The sequence below is a fragment of the Acinetobacter sp. YH12069 genome (genome assembly GCF_013419675.1).
In the GTDB taxonomy this organism is placed as follows: domain Bacteria; phylum Pseudomonadota; class Gammaproteobacteria; order Pseudomonadales; family Moraxellaceae; genus Acinetobacter; species Acinetobacter amyesii.
In genome coordinates this window covers 117,295-132,020 of the sequence record NZ_VOZS01000013.1, presented here as the reverse complement: position 1 = coordinate 132,020, position 14,726 = coordinate 117,295, and the positions used below count along the sequence as shown (strand labels likewise).

Genomic DNA, 14,726 nt, shown 5'->3' with positions numbered 1-14,726 from the left:
GCTGGCGACAATAGCAAGAGTGAACCACCTGATCCCTTCCCGAACTCAGAAGTGAAACCTCTTAGCGCTGATGGTAGTGTGGGGTTACCCATGTGAGAGTAAGTCATCGCCAGCTCATTATTCGAAAACACCCCCTGATATGTCAGGGGGTTTTTTTATGCTTGGGGAAAAGATATAGTCTGAAATCATTCATAAAATAATTATAAACTCTTGATGTACAGAAAATTTTATCCGAACTACTTACTGTTAAATTTAGTCTTATCGCTGATTCTGATCGGTGTGGTCATGTATCCACAGCATTTGTTATTTAATTATTGGGTTGCAGGTTTGCATTGGTTTATAGGTATTGTGCTGATGCATATTTTGATTATTCGATTGCCTATTTTTAAGCAGTTTTATATCAATCGAAATAAATTGAAAAATGTGGTAATTCAAACATCAAAATATAATCAGGCAGAACATAAAGCTGCGCGTGTGATGTCAGCATTGGTGGTCTTTGTAGTGGTTTGTTTGGTTTTATATGGATTGAATCTGACTCAATTTTATATCGAATATGCTTTTATCGCAGGGTTTTCTGCAGGGAATATGAGTGGTTACTATACTCCCTGAGACATTTATAGACTAAGCTTGATTGAGCTGTCGTCTTGCATGTTTCAGTGCTGTTCTTAAACCTTCTTCTAATGTCGGATGATAAAACGGTTTATTCAAAATTTCATGTATGCTTAGTTCTTCTGAAATCATCCAAGCTAGCAAATGTGCTAAATGTTCAGCTTCTGCACAGAATAGCTCAGCTCCTAATAGTGTATGGTTAATTGTATCCACATATACTTCGGCAGCCCCTTTATTTTTAGCAGCAACAATCGCACGACCTTGTTTTTCATAAGAAACGTAACCAATGACGAATTCTGTGTTTTTATCTTGTAGATGCTTATAGCTTTGACCAATAGTTGCCATTTGTGGTGTAGAAAATAAGATGCCTAAAGGGGTTAGCGTCTTGATGGATTTAATTTGTGGAAAGTTTAAACAGTTTTGTACTGTAAATTTACCTTCATGAGCTGCTTCGTGTTGGATAGGGGTATTGGTATGTGCATCACCGACTATAAAAATTGGATAATCAGCTAGTTGCTTTGTATCCGGATTGATCGGTAAATTTTTAATATCTTTAAATTCTGCACTTATACGTTCTAAACCTAAGGTATTTAATAATGTACGTCTGCCAGTTGCAGCTAAAACATAGTCAACTTGTAGCGACTTTTGTACGTTTTCTTCAGTATAGGTTAAATGAACTAGATCGCCTTCAAGAGAGTAATGTTCAGGTAAAATTTCAAACTTTAGCTTTAATTCTTTACTTAACTCTTCCTGTGCGAGCTTTTGTAATATGGGGCTAGTCAATGAGCCAATTTTTCGACTACGTGCAAAAACAGTGGTGTTTACATTGAGGCGTGTTAAAGCCTGCGCTAATTCCAAAGCGATGACGCCACTTCCAATAACTGCGACTGATTTAGGGAGTTGTTCTAATTCAAATATCTGATCTGATGTAATTAATTTATCGCCTAATATTTTTTTTTGTTCAGCATCTATAGCAGGAGTTGTACCTACAGCAAGGATAAATGACTTAGCTTTAAATGTTTGGTTGTTTACTTGAATGGTATTTGAATCAATAAATTCAGCTTTACCTGAAATTTTATGCTGGCTTGGCCAACTTTCAACATCTTTTAACGTGGCTCGTGTAAAACGATTACGTAAGGTTTGAACATGTTGCATGACGCTAGAGGTATCAATTTCACTTTTGACATCTAGGCCTAAATTATCAGCATGTCGTATTTCGTACATACGGTTGGCAGTAGAGATAAGTATTTTACTTGGCATACAACCGACGCGTGCACAGGTAGTGTCCCAGGGACCATCATTAATGATAAGGATATTTTGTGTTTTTTTAATTGCTTCTTTATAGGCTGAAATGCCTGCTGTTCCTGCACCGATAATGATGATGTCGTACATAAAATTCTCCTTCATTCTTCAAATTTAACATATCAAACATTTGTATTCCTTTTGTTTACATAAAGCTATAATTATGGTTACATAGCAACCAATAAATATTTATAACAACTCTATATATATTGAGGGTTTTGGGGGAATTCCATGCAAAAAAAACAAGTGACTATGAAACTGTCAGCTGTAGCTTTAGCCGTATTGTTGGCAAGTTGCGGTGGTGGTGGTAGTGATGGTTATTTTAATGAAGGGGCAAATTCTGGTGGTTCTTCAACAAATCCCAATACTGGTGAAGAAGTCAAATCGCTGAATGCTAGCGCAATTCAGCTGAAAGATTTGAATGGTAATTCGACTACGGTTATTACTGCAGAGGGTGTAACAGCTACTGTAAAAGTGACAGATCAGTCTGGAAATGGTGTTAGTGGAGCAATCGTTACATTTACTTCAACTGGTGGAGTCACTTTTGGCAGCTCTAATGCTGCAGTTGTGACTAATGCAAACGGTGAAGCAACTATTTCAGTAACACCTGAAAATTTGAGCAGTACAGGTGCCTACAAAATTTCAGCAAGTGCTGAATATGATGGTAATACCGTTACAGCAAAAGATGCAGTCTTTAGTTTACAGTCATTAAATGTTGTCTTATCAAATATATCTGCTGCAGCTGCTGGTCTTTCATCTGGCGCTTCTACAAATATTACTTTAAAAACTTTAAATCAAAATTCTCAAGCGCAAAACAATGTAACGGTGAACTTTACTGCAAGTTGTGGAACATTCGATCCTGCATCTGTAATTTCATCAAATCAAGGCAATGTTATTACTTCATATAAAGCCATTGCTTCGAATGGTGATTTATGTGAAGGCCCTGTTGTTGTTACAGCATCTTCGCCAAGCAGCTCAGCCACTGTTACAACAACACTTAATATTGCAGCGGTAGCAGCAGATTCTCTAGTTTATACAACTGCCGCTGATGTTAATTTAGGTATAAAGAGCAGTGGATCTGCAGCATCTAACTCTATTGAGTTTACGCTTTATGCCAATGGTGTTCCTGCAAAAGATAAAGACGTAGAGGTCTCTTTGGAAAAAGCGCCAAATGATCTTAATTTTGTGACATTGAATAACCGCGCTAGCCAAATATTAAAAAGTGATTCTAAAGGTAAAATTGTTGTTAATTTATATCCAGGTAATATTCCAGGCCCTGTAGAGATTAAAGCAACATTGGTCGCATCTCCAACTGTATCAGCAATTTCTAAAGGCGTGAAGGTTTCTTCTGGACGCGTTACACAAAATGGTGTCAGTCTATCTGTTTCGAAACAATCTTTACGTACAGATATTGATGGGGATGTTGCAACGATCGTTGCCCGTATGCGTGACCGTACAGGTAACCCTGTACCGAAAGATACAGTCATCAGTTTTGTCAGCGAAGGCGGTAAAGTTGATTCAAACTGTATGACTGATGATAAAGGTGTTTGCTCTGTGACTTTAACGACCCAGAGCCCAAGACCTTTAGATAACCGTGTGACTGTCTTAGCCTATGTTGAAGGTGACAAGAGTTATATAGATAATAATGGCGACAATTTATATACAGCAGGCACGGATACCTTAACTGATAATATTGGCGATTTCTTTAAGGATGATAACGAAGATAATTTACATAGTGTAGGTGAATTCATTTATCAAAAAGCCGCTGGTGCATTACAATGCGCGATTTCTAGCTTTGCACAACCGAATATCCCAAATACTTGCGACAGTGGTCTAAGTGCAGTACTCCGCCAACAATTGGTATTCTCTTTTGCACACGACACACCAACATTTGTTTGGAATACAGGATTTGATAGTAATGGGTTTATTACAAGTGGTTCAGGCAATTTTAGCTTCCAAGTGTTTGGCAACTCGCAAAAAACAGTGCCGATGCCATCAGGTACAACTATTTCTGTAGTAGTGAAAGATAATAGTGATTTTCAACCTAAAGCTAAACTTCAATTAGATGCTACAGATTCAACTAAACAAATCTTGAAAGTTTCAGGGGCAGAACCAAATACTACTCTAATTGTAACCATTGATAATGTTGATTATGCTGTAATAATTGATTCAACTGGAATGGGGAGTAAGGGGGGGATTGCATCAACTGTGACGGGCACTCCTGAAATCGCTTATAAAAATTTATCTTGTGAAGCTGAAATTAGAAGTGGAAATTTAACAGTTCCGAATACTATGGCTTTATTAACACCAAGTACATTCGCAAATAATGGAAATGACCTAGTGAGTTACACAGTTCGCTTGAAAGGCTGTACAGCAGGAGATGATGTAAAAATCATTTCAAGTGTTCCAGGCGGTAAGAGCGTAACATCTTGGTTAAATATTAAATAATATAAGAATAAAAAAAACAGCGCTTCGGCGCTGTTTTTTATTTTAGGGACTGAGAATTTAAAGTGCAGTCCCGACACTTACACCAACGGTTGGACGTACATTCATAGAATTACACCCTGTTAGCAACAACGTTGTAAATAAAACTGCAAACACAAATTTAGTCATTGAGCAAACCTTGAGCCTTAGCTTGATTGAAAAGAGATGTCGAACGAGAGCCGCTACGACAAATCATCAAAATGGGTTTAGGAAGCTCATTATAATATTTGGCAAATTCTTTCACGTCTGTTTGAGAAATTTTACCGCTTTGCACAGGTTGATACACAACACTCACATGAGACTTTTCCGCAATGCCTCGTAACTGTAAAACAGTCACTTCATTGCCCGCCTCACTATCTGGTCGATTCACAATTACAGATTTAAATTTAAGTTGTTTGAGTAAACTTGAAAACTTATCTGTGGTCATTTGTCCAGAGACACTTAAATTTGCATTTAAGGGCTGACTGTTATTATCTGCATATGTAGGTGCTGAAAAGACGCAAGTCGCGATCAATAAAGCTTTTTGAATGAAAGCCTTAGTCATCCAAAAGATCCATCTGTTTTGCTAGTTGATATAGGTTATTTGAACGGTTACCTGTACGGCAGAACATGAGCACTGGCTTTGGCAATTCATTAAAATGATTGGCAAAGTTACGGACATCTAGCTCAGAAATTTGACCCGCAACGACAGGTTGATGTACATAGTCTAAACCAGCGCTACGAGCTGCTTCTTCAATTTGAGCACTGGTTGGTTGCTCAGGACCACCTTCCATGTCAGGGCGGTTATTGATAATCGATTTAAAGCCTTTTTCAACCACTTGCGCTACATGTTCTGGGCCGATTTGACCTGCAAAACCAACATTTTCGCTCATTGAGTCACTCCATAATTTAATTCATAGATTTATGCTTTATGATAGCATTAAGCACAAACTTGAGCAGAATGTTCTTAAATTTTTATAAGCGATTACAACCATAAAATAACGCAATGGAGCGCGTATGCACGCCTATACAGTCGAACCACTGTATGTCAAAAGCGGACAAGATGTTATAGCTGCTGACTTTTATCGTCCAAAATCTGTTGAAAAACCTGCAGTCATTCTCATGGCACATGGTTTAGCGGCATTACGCCAATTTAAATTAGTGCAATATGCAAAGCGCTTTGTACAAGCGGGTTATGCTGTCGTGTTGTTTGATTATCGCTATTGGGGTGGCAGTACAGGGCGTCCGAGAGAGTTGGTGAATCTTAAAGCTCAACTTGAAGATTGGCGGACCATGATTGATCATTTACAGCAGCGTAAATCGATTGATTCGAGACGCATTGTATTATGGGGAACATCGCTGAGTGGTGGCTATGTACTCAGTTTGGCGGCAGAGCTTAAAAATATTAAAGCGGTGATGGTACAAGTCCCATTTGTCGACGGCGCTGAAAGTGCAAAATTGTATCCCTTACAGCAATTACCCAAAGCATTAAAATTATCAAGTCAGGACTATATGGGCTCAAAAGTTGGGATGAGCCCAACGACTTTGCCTGTAGTCGATCCACATCGATTATGTTTTTTACAGTCTGAAGACAGTTATGCGGGCTATTTATCGATTGTAAATCCTGATTTTTATTGGAGTGGAGAAATTCCGGCTCGGGCCTTTTTTAAGCTAATCCGTTATCGCCCAATATTAGATGTACGTAAAATTAGTATACCAGTACTTTTTATTGCAGCCAAAGAAGATAGTTTGATTCCCATCGAATCAAGCCGAGAAACTGCGACCAATATTGCACCGTATGTGCAATATTATGAGTGGGAAATGCAGCATTTTGATATTTATCATGGGCAATGGTTTGAAAAAGCCATGGCAACCCAATTAGAATTTTTACATCAACATGTTGGAGTCAGCTAAATGATCGTTGTGTGTCCTGAATGTGGTGCAAAAAACCGTGTACCTGAAGAAAAACTCGAAGTTGAACCTGCATGTGGTCAATGTCACCAAGCATTGATTCCATTGGCGCCCATCGAGTTGAATGAAAAAAACTTTGCAAATTTTATTAGCAATAGTGATTTACCTGTGCTGATCGATTTATGGGCTGAATGGTGTGGACCATGTAAGATGATGGCGCCCCACTTTTCACAAGTTGCAAAATCTAATCCGAAGGTGGTTTTTGCCAAAATTGATACAGAAGCAAACCCTCGATTGAGCGGTGCATTTAATGTTCGTAGTATTCCTACACTGGTTTTGATGAATAAAACCAACGAAATTGCTAGAATAAGCGGTGCAATGCGTGCTGGTGAGTTACAACAATGGCTCAATCAGCAGTTAAATCTACCTCAATAAATGTCAGCGCCAGGAGCTAAAGTGTCAGAAACTCATGTAAAACCTGAAGGAACGCTTTCCCTACAAACCATCGCGATGCCTGCAGACACCAACTGGAGTGGTGATGTTTTCGGTGGTTGGATCGTGTCACAAATGGACTTGGCCGGTGCAATTCACGCAGAGCGTTTCAGTCAAGGACGCTGTGCAACGATTTCAATTAACCAAATGACCTTCCTCGTTCCTGTGAAAGTCGGGGATGTCATCAGTGTATATACCAAAATTTTAAAAGTGGGTAATACCTCTATCCAAATGCAGATTGAAGTTTGGGATAGCCATGACAGCTCACGTGATCCAATTCGCGTAACCGAAGGTGTGTTTACATTTGTCGCTGTGGATGTGAAAGGTGCTAAGCGTCAAATTCCTGCGGATGCAAAAGCTAAATTTGCTGCAGATCAAGCTTAATTAAAGTTAGACGCAAGAAAAAAGCCGCTCAAACGAGTGGCTTTTTTATTAATCACGAATTAAAACTTAGAACATTGTATTTGAATTGGCACTGGTTTCAGGAATGCTTTGTTGCACATCCCAATGTTCGACGATCTTGCCATTTTCAACACGGAAGATATCAATAATGGCTTCTCCACGGTCTTGCTTATTTTGCGTAGAATGCACATGTAAATAGACCAAATCACCTTCGGCAGCAGCACGTTTGATCTGGTTTTTTGCTTCAGGATTTTGTTTAAAATACTGGGTGAAATAATCGACAAATGGCGCTTTGCCATCAGGTACATGCGGATTATGTTGAATATATTGATTGCCAATATATCGGTCAGCATATGTCTTAACCTGATGTTTAAGAAAGACACCTTCATAAAAATCAATCACGATTTTCTTATTTTCCGCTGCTTGGCTGGTTTTAATATTGCTATCAGCCGCTTGATTTGGAGTCGTTGGCGTTGCAGGAATATTACTTTGACATGCAGTTAAAAAAACCGCCATGCTGATGAATGAAAGGGGAATGATTTTTTTCATAAAGTGCTCAATATATTTGTGTCGTGCAAGCATATTGAGCGGAATTACGGCGTATAAATAGTAAAAAACAGTCTTGATTTTGCTGAAATTTGGTAAAACTTATACTTACCTAAAAGTAAGTTTTATTTACATTTATTTATTTTTCAGAGCGGATTTTGCCACCCACGCCCAAAGCATTTCACATTGAATCGGTGCTTCACCAGATTCATCGGTGACTAAGACCTGTACTAAGGTTTCACCTTTTTCTGTGCTTTGCATTTGTCGTTGCTGTTCGGGTGTAAGCGTTGCGATGGCTGTCATCCCACCTTGGGTTGGACGTTTAAAATCAACTTTCAGACTTTTAATCAGGACAATGGCACTGTCTGGGACGTTCATTGCTGTGACAAAGCCTGTGGCTGTTTCTGCGATCAGCGCCATGGCACAGGCATGTACTTGCCCGATATGGTTTTGCATCGCCTTATGATTGGCGATGCTCACCTCAACACGCTCAGGGCTGACATGTTGATATTGGATTTTAGCTGTTCCAACCATGGGTACGACACGACCAAAAGCTCGACTGAGCAAACGACTTTGAATACCTTTGGGTAATTTAGAGCTTGCTTTGACCAGTTTATTTAGACGATTTGGACGTGCCATATTGACCTCAATGGCAGTTGTGCTGCCTTAATCTTTAAAGTTGTTAAATTGAAGCGGCACACCAAACTGTTGCTCTTTTAAGAACGCCATTACTTGTTGCAAAGTGTCACGTTTCTTGTCAGTCACACGAATTTTGTCGCCTTGAATAGAAGATTGCACTTTAATGCCGCTTTCTTTAATGGCTTTATTGATTTTTTTTGCAGTATCAGAGTCAAGACCGTCTTTTAGTTTGATCACTTGAATGACGTTTTTACCAGAAGCCGTCATTTTTTGTGGATCGAGTGCTTGAATGTCAACTTTACGTTTGAAGAAATGATTTTCGAGCATGGTATACACTTGCTCACATTGGAAATCGCTTTCTGTTGAGATTTTGATTTCCTTATTTTTCTCATTTAACTCAATTGAAACGTCTTGACCACGGAAGTCAAAACGCGTCGCAATTTCTTTTTGCGTGTTTTGAACTGCATGATTTACTTCAAAAACTTCTAATTCAGAAACAATATCAAAAGAAGGCATAGATTAAACCTTTACAAAGGGAAAGAATATCTGAGATGCTAGGGATGTTTTCTTCATTTGCCAAGTGTTGTTTACATCAAAAGGAGTGTGCAATGATCCGTAAACAAGAAATTACAACATTTGAGTTCCCAGAAGACTCGATTATCTGGGATGTTCGCGATGCAAGTGCTTATGCTGAAGCACATGTGAAAGGTGCGGTTAACCGACCGATCAACGCATTGTCATCAGATGCACTGACTCAGGTGTCAACGGATCAACCCATTTACATTTTATGTGGTGGCGGAAGTAAAGCTCCACGTGCAGCAGAGTTACTAGAGGGTTTTGACAGCTCACGTGAATATGTAATCTTAATGGGCGGCACGCGTGCTGCTCGTGATGCCGGTCTTCCTTTGGAACAAGGGAAATAAGATCGAATCAAAAAAAGCGCCGAAAGGCGCTTTTTTACTGCGCGTTATTTTTCTTGAGGTGGTGCTAAGGGCACCTGACCTTGAAAATAAGGCTTCTTGGTTTTTTGTTTCGCTTTGGTGCGGCGTATAAAACGTGCTGCATGAATTTTATCGAGTAGCTGTGTTGGAATAGGGCAGGCTTCTTTTAAGACCAACGCGGCAATGATTTCACTACAGAGCGGGGCATACAGGAAACCTTTAGAACCGAGTCCACTACAGCTATAAATGTGCTGATCTTCATGGACTGCACCAATTACCGGGAAAAAGTCTTTTGTCTGTGCGCGAATTGCGGCACGTCCTTGCCATTGCTCAATCGGTGCTAAGGTTTTGGCAAAGTCGGGGAATACACTGTGGATAAGTTCATAGTTATGCACATGATCTTCGGTGAGAACGTCGGTGTCATCACGGCCGGGATAAAATGACGCGCCCATAATCATTTGTTCGGCATCCAGTTGCATACAATAGCCCCCATAACTATAGGCTGTATGCATATCCATTTGTTGAGCTGGGTTGTTCAACCAACTGACTTGTCCACGAATGGCACGCAGCTCTGGATAATCTGTTTGTAGCTGCATACTGTCACGTGCCGCACAGAGAATGACATGCTCGGCAGATGGAAGCTGCTGATCCTGTGTAAATAGCGCAACGCCATTTTGTTGTTGCTCAATGCGTTGAATATCTGCTTGTAACAATTCAATGTGTGGATGTGCCAAGATTTGGTCACGAAGCTGATGTGGACTGACTGCGCCTGCTTGTTTGAGGAGCAGGGTTGGATATGTTGAGGCTAATTGATTTAGCGTGCCTTCTTCAGCAGCTAATACCTCTGAAGGATAACTTTGAGCTAAATCAAGGTGTTCTGCTTTATTTTTTAAAATAGATTGGTGAATCTGTAAGGGACGAAATGCCTTGAAGTTTTGATAATGCTTGAGTGCATATAACCAGCTCAAGGTCATCAAATGTTCAGCACTTTGTTCAATTGGACTGAGTTTAGGGTTGAGTAGGGCAAGAGGATTACCCGACCCACCGCTGAGTGGTGCTGATTTCTCGTAAATACGCACTTGATGCCCACGTTGAGCAAATGCCCAAGCACAGCTTAAACCGGCGATGCCAGCGCCAATAATCGCGATTTGACGGGGCTTATGACCTACAGTGATTTCAGGATTTTTTTTTTCGTCTAAAGTGGGTATGTCAGCAGCATTGGATTGATCATCTAACTTTTCAGGTGCGAGCCAAAAGGCTTTGAGCATTTCACGCTTATGAGCAAAGCCACGTGGTCGTGTAATGGTAATGCCATGCTCACGTAAGCCGCGTTTGAGTACACCTGCCACACTAAATGAGGCGAAGGTCGTCCCAATGTCTGATAGACGTACGATATTTTTGAGTACGTTTTCTTCCCACATGTCAGGATTACAGGCGGGTGCAAAACCGTCCAAGAACCATGCATTGACCGTAGCAGTTTTTGCCATGACCGGAAACACGTCGTGTGCATCGCCTAACCAAAGATCAATTGAAAAACGTTCTTCTGGAAAATTGAGTCGATGACATCCCGCAATGGGTTCAGGGTATTGCGCAATCAGTTGCTGTGCCAAAGGTTGTAATTCAGGCCATGCATTTAATGCACGAATGAGGTCTACTTTAGATAAAGGGAATTTTTCTACAGAAATAGCATGCAGATGACTGTGATTATCTGGACGAACCTGTTGCCATAATTGCCACAAGGCCAAAATATTTAAGCCTGTACCAAAACCTGTTTCGCCGACACTGAAATATTCAAAATCAGTCAGTGCCGCAAGGCGAGTGTCGAGGTCATTCCCTTTTAAAAACACATGACGTGTTTCGAGTAGGCCGTTATCCTTCGAAAAATACACATCACCAAACTGTTTAGACACTGGAATATCAATGCCATCGATCATTTGCCAATCGAGATCGGCAGTCTGAATTGCACCTGACAAAACTCAAGCAACCTTTAAATTGAAGTAGAAAAACGAATTACCATTGACGACGACGTTTGGTATAGACGTAACTGGCCAATAAGAAACCTAAAATCACGCCAACACCAAGTGTGGTCCCGCCATATAAAAACATCTGCGCGCTACGTTCACTTTGTAGCACTTGTACTTGTACGCCCAAGCTATCATTTTTAAGTTGTAATTCTTGGTTTTGCGCCAAGGCTTCAAGGTTAGCTTTTTCTAACTGTTGTAAACGTACAGATTGGTCTTTGACCATCGCTTTGACTTTGGCATCTTGCAGTGCTTTATTTTTTGCCAGTTGTTCAATGGTCAATGGATTTGCATCTTGAGGTTGACCATTGGGATTGACAGTTGCCGCCACTTTAATGATGCCCGGTTTATTGGCAGGAATGGTATGCGGCACAGGATTGGGAGGAGGTGTTGCAGTCGTTGCTTGAGCAGCAGGGGCTACAGCAGGTGCAGGAGCCGGTTCTTCAGCCCATGCAGTTGAACAAATTAAAGATAAGCCCAGTAAACTAGAAACAACGACGCGCATGAACCTTATCCTTTAGGAAATGCTTTGTTAAATGGTTTGACATCAATTTGGCCATAAACCCCTTCTTTGAGGAAAGGTTCATCTGCCAACCATTGGTCTAAGTCTTCACGACTATCAAAATCGACAATGATCGTACTGCCATAAAAACCAGCTTGTGGGTTTGCCGGATCTTTAGGCATCGCACCTGCAACAATCAGACGACCTTCATCATCAAGTTTTTGTAGACGTTCAAGATGTTGAGGGCGAACTGCAAGGCGCTTTTCTACTGTACCTTCATTATCTGTACAGCTTACGACGAATAATGGCATGACTTTTCCTGATTTTTGACCGAATGGATTATTCTGAGGTCTTAAAGTATTTACGTAATACAATAAACTGAATAATGATAAAGGAAAACATCACGATCATGTCACCAAAAGCAGTGAATTCACCCCAATATTTTCCGTCTGCAAACAAATAAGCGAAAAAGGTGTGTAAACATGACATCACCACGAACATTGCAGCCCATGCATAGTTCAATCGTTTCCAACCGACAGCGGTTAAATTTAAGACTGGACCAAATAAACGTTCGATGAGCGGTTTCTTATCTTTACTAAACAGTGGAGAAAGTAAAAACGCCCCTGCGAAAACTAAGTTCAGTAAAACGGCTTTTAAGCGAATATAAAAATCATCGCTTAGCATCAGGGTAATACCACCAAAAATCACGGTCATGAACAACACAATCCATTGTTGTTTATCTAGACGGAATTTTTGCATGACAAACAATGCACCATAAACCACAAGCATGGAAATGATGAGACCTGATGTTGCCACAAGAATGTTATTGTTATCGACACCCCCAGCAGAACCAATTAATTGTAATAATGGGTGCTGCGTATCTTTTGGATCTACAGTTTTATATAAATAAAAGAAAATAATGAGTGGCACAAAGTCTAAAAGTGCTTTCATGTTAGAGTATCTAAATCTGATCAAATAAATGACATAGTATAGAGATGCAAGGCGTAGATTTACATACACACAGTAATATTTCTGATGGTACTTTGTCACCAGAGGCTTTGGTGCAGGCCGCAAGTGCTATTGGAATTCATACGCTGGCTTTGACTGATCACGATACGATGGACGGATTGTTGGCAGCAGAGCAAGTCGCTCATGAATTAAAGCTGCAATTAATCTCTGGCGTGGAGATTTCCAGCCAGTGGTCGAGACCTGCGACCAAAAAAAGTTATGGTGTGCATATCGTCGCTTTAAATATGCAAAATCCTGCGCCCATACAAGCCTTATTGATGGATCAAAAGCGTATTCGAGCGGAACGTGCTCGGCAGATTTGTGACTTACTGATACCGTTAATTGGTCAAGATATTTATAGCGATGTGGTTGCCAAAGTCGACCATATTCCAGATCGGGTAACACGTACCCATATTGCCAAAACTTTGGTGGAAAAGGGGGTAGTTTCACGTCCACAACAAGCTTTTGATAAATATATTAAAGAAGGCAAAAAAGCTTTTGTAAAATTTGAAGGTCCGAGTCTTGTTGAGACCATTGAGGTGATTCATGCCAGTGGTGGCTTTGCAGTGTTAGCGCATCCAACGCGTTATGATTTATCTGCGACCAATATTCGTTATTTGATTGAAATCTTTGCTGAAGCGGGCGGTGATGCAGTGGAATTACCACCGGCAATTGAGCCATTATCGACTCGTCAAATGGTGGATCGTATGATTGCTGCCTTTAACTTAAAAGTTTCTGTTGGGAGTGATTTTCATGGTGACAATATGCCATGGATCAAACTCGGCAACATCCCTCGAGTGAAAGAAGGGCAAGTTGGAATCTGGGACAGTTTTAAGTCACATTGACATCAGGATCTTCGATAAACGGTGAAGTTCGATAATGCTGAATGTTACGGTAAAGCAGATAGAGGCAGCCCACGGCAACGCATGCCCAGAACCATGCCTTGAACAAAAACGCGATGATAAAAACACTGATGACGATTATGCACAACAGTAGACTTGTCACGCGTTGAGGATGCCTCTTGGTCAGCAAGGCAGATTGCATGGTAGGTTGATGTTTAAAATTGCGATAAGGAATAAAATCAATGGCGCTTGAGAGTGCCAATTCGAGTTTATCAAAATGCCGTGCCTGTGAACTGATACGATAGCTCTGCCCATAACTGGTTTTCAGTTTGAGGAGATAACCGGGTTGATCTTCTTCACGAACGGCATGAATTTCCGATAAATAAGGTAAATCCAACGTAAGCCGTGTTGGAATCTGCTCAAAATAGATATTCCCCGTATAGGGCATGGCAAAGTAGTTTTTCATTTGATGAAAATCATCAAGCTGATCATGCGCATATAACTGCACGATGGTGCGCGTACGTGCCAAATAATGCACCCAAATCTGTTGCCCAATGAGGGCAGAATTCAATTGCACATGAATGTTTAAAAACAAAGTACTCGCAAAGACTTGATGGAGATCGACGCTAAACCATTTCGCCTCTTCAAGTTCATTGAGCTTTAAGAGCAATTGTTGCTGTTTGCCTTGCCACCAATGTTCACGGACCTCTCGATAATCCACAATCACAGCATCTGAACTGCGTAAGGCGTGTTCTTTTAAATCCAAAGCCAATTTGGGATCAATCAAATGCTGTTGAATCCAAAATGGAAATTTGATTCTTTGCGATTTGTCACGAAATATACTGATGACAAATAGAGCACTCATCAGGAATAAGAATTGCCAATTGCTTTGCCATGATGTGAATAATATGCCTTGCCATGCTAGGAGTAATGCGATGCTAAACAGCAACACAACGAACATGAAAATCACAGCAAGCGCTTTGCAAGGATGCAGAATCGGTTGTGGCTTATAAGTGAAAATCCGTTTTTTTATTTTCATGATTTTTCC

The 14,726-nt window shown here is 40.5% G+C and carries 18 protein-coding genes and 1 rRNA gene; 8 read left to right on the top strand and 11 right to left on the bottom strand.

Annotated features, from left to right (window positions below):
* Together rrf and FTU16_RS11610 are read left to right on the top strand one after the other, a co-directional pair.
* Positions 1 to 115 (top strand): 5S ribosomal RNA (gene rrf, locus FTU16_RS11615).
* Between the two features lie 98 nt (positions 116 to 213).
* A complete protein-coding gene (locus FTU16_RS11610) occupies positions 214 to 609 on the top strand; it encodes a hypothetical protein (protein ID WP_180008967.1) in 396 nt (131 codons plus the stop codon).
* A 12-nt stretch (positions 610 to 621) separates the two neighbouring features.
* On the opposite strand, the gene FTU16_RS11605 is transcribed toward FTU16_RS11610, so the two are convergent.
* Entirely contained in the window at positions 622 to 2,001 is a 1,380-nt protein-coding gene (locus FTU16_RS11605; RefSeq protein WP_180163304.1) for a dihydrolipoyl dehydrogenase, read from the bottom strand.
* A 141-nt stretch (positions 2,002 to 2,142) separates the two neighbouring features.
* On the opposite strand from FTU16_RS11605, the gene FTU16_RS11600 reads away from it, so the two are divergent.
* Entirely contained in the window at positions 2,143 to 4,359 is a 2,217-nt protein-coding gene (locus FTU16_RS11600) for an Ig-like domain-containing protein (protein WP_180163303.1), read from the top strand.
* A gap of 157 nt (positions 4,360 to 4,516) precedes the next feature.
* Here the strand turns inward: FTU16_RS11600 and FTU16_RS11595 are convergent, their stop codons facing one another.
* A complete protein-coding gene (locus FTU16_RS11595) occupies positions 4,517 to 4,939 on the bottom strand; it encodes a beta-lactamase hydrolase domain-containing protein (RefSeq protein ID WP_180012071.1) in 423 nt (140 codons plus the stop codon).
* Positions 4,932 to 5,267, bottom strand: coding sequence for a TIGR01244 family sulfur transferase (locus FTU16_RS11590; RefSeq protein ID WP_078191321.1), 336 nt, complete (start codon positions 5,265 to 5,267; stop codon positions 4,932 to 4,934). The genes FTU16_RS11595 and FTU16_RS11590 overlap by 8 nt, the downstream gene beginning before the upstream one ends.
* A gap of 124 nt (positions 5,268 to 5,391) precedes the next feature.
* Here FTU16_RS11590 and FTU16_RS11585 point away from each other — a divergent pair, with 124 nt between their 5' ends.
* From FTU16_RS11585 to FTU16_RS11575, 3 genes are read left to right on the top strand one after another with little or no spacing between them, the layout of a single operon-like run.
* Positions 5,392 to 6,288: an alpha/beta hydrolase gene (locus FTU16_RS11585; protein ID WP_078191320.1), complete on the top strand. Its 897-nt coding sequence runs from the start codon at positions 5,392 to 5,394 to the stop codon at positions 6,286 to 6,288.
* A complete protein-coding gene (gene trxC, locus FTU16_RS11580) occupies positions 6,289 to 6,720 on the top strand; it encodes a thioredoxin TrxC (protein WP_180163302.1) in 432 nt (143 codons plus the stop codon).
* 21 nt (positions 6,721 to 6,741) lie between these two features.
* Positions 6,742 to 7,161, top strand: coding sequence for an acyl-CoA thioesterase (locus FTU16_RS11575; RefSeq protein WP_078191328.1), 420 nt, complete (start codon positions 6,742 to 6,744; stop codon positions 7,159 to 7,161).
* A gap of 66 nt (positions 7,162 to 7,227) precedes the next feature.
* On the opposite strand, the gene FTU16_RS11570 is transcribed toward FTU16_RS11575, so the two are convergent.
* From FTU16_RS11570 to FTU16_RS11560, 3 genes are all read right to left on the bottom strand, one after another.
* Positions 7,228 to 7,728 (bottom strand): ester cyclase, encoded by a 501-nt coding sequence (locus FTU16_RS11570; RefSeq protein ID WP_168378710.1) that lies wholly within the window; start codon positions 7,726 to 7,728, stop codon positions 7,228 to 7,230.
* Positions 7,729 to 7,860: 132 nt separating this feature from the next.
* On the bottom strand, positions 7,861 to 8,364 hold the full coding sequence (locus FTU16_RS11565; protein WP_180163301.1) for a DUF4442 domain-containing protein: 504 nt from the start codon (positions 8,362 to 8,364) through the stop codon (positions 7,861 to 7,863).
* Positions 8,365 to 8,391: 27 nt separating this feature from the next.
* Positions 8,392 to 8,880 (bottom strand): YajQ family cyclic di-GMP-binding protein, encoded by a 489-nt coding sequence (locus FTU16_RS11560; RefSeq protein WP_078194203.1) that lies wholly within the window; start codon positions 8,878 to 8,880, stop codon positions 8,392 to 8,394.
* A gap of 92 nt (positions 8,881 to 8,972) precedes the next feature.
* Here FTU16_RS11560 and FTU16_RS11555 point away from each other — a divergent pair, with 92 nt between their 5' ends.
* Complete coding sequence (locus tag FTU16_RS11555) at positions 8,973 to 9,287, top strand: rhodanese-like domain-containing protein (protein ID WP_078194202.1); 315 nt, start codon at positions 8,973 to 8,975, stop codon at positions 9,285 to 9,287.
* Positions 9,288 to 9,331: 44 nt separating this feature from the next.
* Here the strand turns inward: FTU16_RS11555 and mnmC are convergent, their stop codons facing one another.
* The 4 genes from mnmC to FTU16_RS11535 are packed head-to-tail and all read right to left on the bottom strand — an operon-like array spanning position 9,332 to position 12,779.
* Positions 9,332 to 11,278: an FAD-dependent 5-carboxymethylaminomethyl-2-thiouridine(34) oxidoreductase MnmC gene (mnmC, locus tag FTU16_RS11550; protein WP_180163300.1), complete on the bottom strand. Its 1,947-nt coding sequence runs from the start codon at positions 11,276 to 11,278 to the stop codon at positions 9,332 to 9,334.
* Between the two features lie 37 nt (positions 11,279 to 11,315).
* A complete protein-coding gene (locus FTU16_RS11545; protein WP_078191313.1) occupies positions 11,316 to 11,831 on the bottom strand; it encodes a hypothetical protein in 516 nt (171 codons plus the stop codon).
* 5 nt (positions 11,832 to 11,836) lie between these two features.
* Positions 11,837 to 12,139: a YciI family protein gene (locus FTU16_RS11540; protein ID WP_111885436.1), complete on the bottom strand. Its 303-nt coding sequence runs from the start codon at positions 12,137 to 12,139 to the stop codon at positions 11,837 to 11,839.
* Between the two features lie 28 nt (positions 12,140 to 12,167).
* Positions 12,168 to 12,779 carry an inner membrane-spanning protein YciB gene (locus tag FTU16_RS11535; protein ID WP_078191311.1) on the bottom strand — a complete coding sequence of 204 codons (612 nt, stop codon included), beginning with the start codon at positions 12,777 to 12,779 and terminating at the stop codon, positions 12,168 to 12,170.
* Between the two features lie 44 nt (positions 12,780 to 12,823).
* Here FTU16_RS11535 and FTU16_RS11530 point away from each other — a divergent pair, with 44 nt between their 5' ends.
* A complete protein-coding gene (locus FTU16_RS11530) occupies positions 12,824 to 13,681 on the top strand; it encodes a PHP domain-containing protein (protein WP_180163299.1) in 858 nt (285 codons plus the stop codon).
* Here FTU16_RS11530 and FTU16_RS11525 read toward each other — a convergent pair.
* On the bottom strand, positions 13,668 to 14,717 hold the full coding sequence (locus FTU16_RS11525; protein ID WP_180163298.1) for a hypothetical protein: 1,050 nt from the start codon (positions 14,715 to 14,717) through the stop codon (positions 13,668 to 13,670). The two genes, FTU16_RS11530 and FTU16_RS11525, sit on opposite strands and share 14 nt — an antisense overlap.
* Positions 14,718 to 14,726 lie beyond the last annotated feature (9 nt).